This is a genomic window from Lysinibacillus sp. TE18511 (assembly GCF_054062295.1).
In genome coordinates, this window is sequence record NZ_JBSSFD010000090.1 from 1 (window position 1) to 2,949 (window position 2,949).

Consider the following 2,949-nt stretch of genomic DNA (forward strand, 5'->3'; position numbering starts at 1 on the left):
TTTTTTATAGGCTTAATAACTTGGTTAAGTTATTAAGGGCGCACGGCGAATGCCTTGGCACTAGGAGCCGAAGAAGGACGGCACTAACACCGATATGCTTCGGGGAGCTGTAAGTGAGCTTTGATCCGGAGATTTCCGAATGGGGGAACCCACTACGTTTAATCGCGTAGTATCTTGACGTGAATTCATAGCGTCTTGAAGGCAGACCCAGGGAACTGAAACATCTAAGTACCTGGAGGAAGAGAAAGAAAAATCGATTCCCTGAGTAGCGGCGAGCGAAACGGGAAGAGCCCAAACCAAGAGGCTTGCCTCTTGGGGTTGTAGGACACTCTATATGGAGTTACAAAAGAGCGAGTTAGATGAAGCGACTTGGAAAGGTCCGCCAGAGCAGGTAAAAGCCCTGTAGTCGAAAGTTCGTTCTCTCCTGAGTGGATCCTGAGTACGGCGGAACACGTGAAATTCCGTCGGAATCCGGGAGGACCATCTCCCAAGGCTAAATACTACCTAGTGACCGATAGTGAACCAGTACCGTGAGGGAAAGGTGAAAAGCACCCCGGAAGGGGAGTGAAAGAGATCCTGAAACCGTGTGCCTACAAGTAGTTAGAGCCCGTTAATGGGTGATAGCGTGCCTTTTGTAGAATGAACCGGCGAGTTACGATTACGTGCGAGGTTAAGCTTTAGAAGGCGGAGCCGCAGCGAAAGCGAGTCTGAATAGGGCGAATTAGTACGTGGTCGTAGACCCGAAACCAGGTGATCTACCCATGTCCAGGGTGAAGGTGAGGTAACACTTACTGGAGGCCCGAACCCACGCACGTTGAAAAGTGCGGGGATGAGGTGTGGGTAGCGGAGAAATTCCAATCGAACTTGGAGATAGCTGGTTCTCTCCGAAATAGCTTTAGGGCTAGCCTCGTGATGAGAATACTGGAGGTAGAGCACTGTTTGGACTAGGGGGCCATCCCGGTTTACCGAATTCAGACAAACTCCGAATGCCAGATATTTATACACGGGAGTCAGACTGCGAGTGATAAGATCCGTAGTCAAAAGGGAAACAGCCCAGACCACCAGCTAAGGTCCCAAAGTAATCGTTAAGTGGAAAAGGATGTGGCGTTGCACAGACAACCAGGATGTTGGCTTAGAAGCAGCCATCATTTAAAGAGTGCGTAATAGCTCACTGGTCGAGTGACGCTGCGCCGAAAATGTATCGGGGCTAAACGATTCACCGAAGCTGTGGATTGACATCTACGATGTCAGTGGTAGGAGAGCGTTCTAAGTGCGTTGAAGTCAGACCGGAAGGACTGGTGGAGCGCTTAGAAGTGAGAATGCCGGTATGAGTAGCGAAAGACGGGTGAGAATCCCGTCCACCGTATGACTAAGGTTTCCTGAGGAAGGCTCGTCCGCTCAGGGTTAGTCGGGACCTAAGCCGAGGCCGATAGGCGTAGGCGATGGACAACAGGTTGATATTCCTGTACCACCTCCTCACCGTTTGAGAAATGGGGGGACGCAGTAGGATAGGGTAAGCGCGCCGTTGGTTGTGCGCGTCCAAGCAGTAAGGCGTGTGTGTAGGCAAATCCGCACACTGTAACGTTGAGCTGTGATGGCGAGTCCGTATGGACGAAGTTCCTGATTTCACACTGCCAAGAAAAGCCTCTATCGAGGTGAGAGGTGCCCGTACCGCAAACCGACACAGGTAGTCGAGGAGAGAATCCTAAGGTGTGCGAGAGAACTCTCGTTAAGGAACTCGGCAAAATGACCCCGTAACTTCGGGAGAAGGGGTGCTCTTGAGCGTGCAAGCGCATGAGAGCCGCAGTGAATAGGCCCAGGCGACTGTTTAGCAAAAACACAGGTCTCTGCAAAACCGTAAGGTGACGTATAGGGGCTGACGCCTGCCCGGTGCTGGAAGGTTAAGAGGAGTGGTTAGCGCAAGCGAAGCTGCGAATTGAAGCCCCAGTAAACGGCGGCCGTAACTATAACGGTCCTAAGGTAGCGAAATTCCTTGTCGGGTAAGTTCCGACCCGCACGAAAGGCGTAACGATCTGGGCACTGTCTCAACGAGAGACTCGGTGAAATTATAGTACCTGTGAAGATGCAGGTTACCCGCGACAGGACGGAAAGACCCCGTGGAGCTTTACTGTAGCCTGATATTGAATTTTGGTACAACTTGTACAGGATAGGTAGGAGCCAGAGATCTCGGAGCGCCAGCTTCGAAGGAGGCGTCGGTGGGATACTACCCTGGTTGTATTGAAATTCTAACCCATGCCCCTTAGCGGGGCAGGAGACAGTGTCAGGCGGACAGTTTGACTGGGGCGGTCGCCTCCTAAAAGGTAACGGAGGCGCCCAAAGGTTCCCTCAGAATGGTTGGAAATCATTCGTAGAGTGTAAAGGCACAAGGGAGCTTGACTGCGAGACCTACAAGTCGAGCAGGGTCGAAAGACGGGCTTAGTGATCCGGTGGTTCCGCATGGAAGGGCCATCGCTCAACGGATAAAAGCTACCCCGGGGATAACAGGCTTATCTCCCCCAAGAGTCCACATCGACGGGGAGGTTTGGCACCTCGATGTCGGCTCATCGCATCCTGGGGCTGTAGTCGGTCCCAAGGGTTGGGCTGTTCGCCCATTAAAGCGGTACGCGAGCTGGGTTCAGAACGTCGTGAGACAGTTCGGTCCCTATCCGTCGTGGGCGTAGGAAATTTGAGAGGAGCTGTCCTTAGTACGAGAGGACCGGGATGGACACACCGCTGGTGTACCAGTTGTCTTGCCAAAGGCATCGCTGGGTAGCTATGTGTGGACGGGATAAGTGCTGAAAGCATCTAAGCATGAAGCCCCCCTCAAGATGAGATTTCCCATTACGCAAGTAAGTAAGATCCCTCAAAGACGATGAGGTAGATAGGTTCGAGGTGGAAGTGTGGTGACACATGGAGCTGACGAATACTAATCGATCGAGGACTTAACCA

The 2,949-nt window shown here is 52.3% G+C and carries 1 rRNA gene; it reads left to right on the plus strand.

Features of this window, described 5'->3' with window-relative positions:
• Window positions 1-22: 22 nt before the first annotated feature.
• Window positions 23-2,949 (plus strand): 23S ribosomal RNA (locus ACVWXS_RS25795).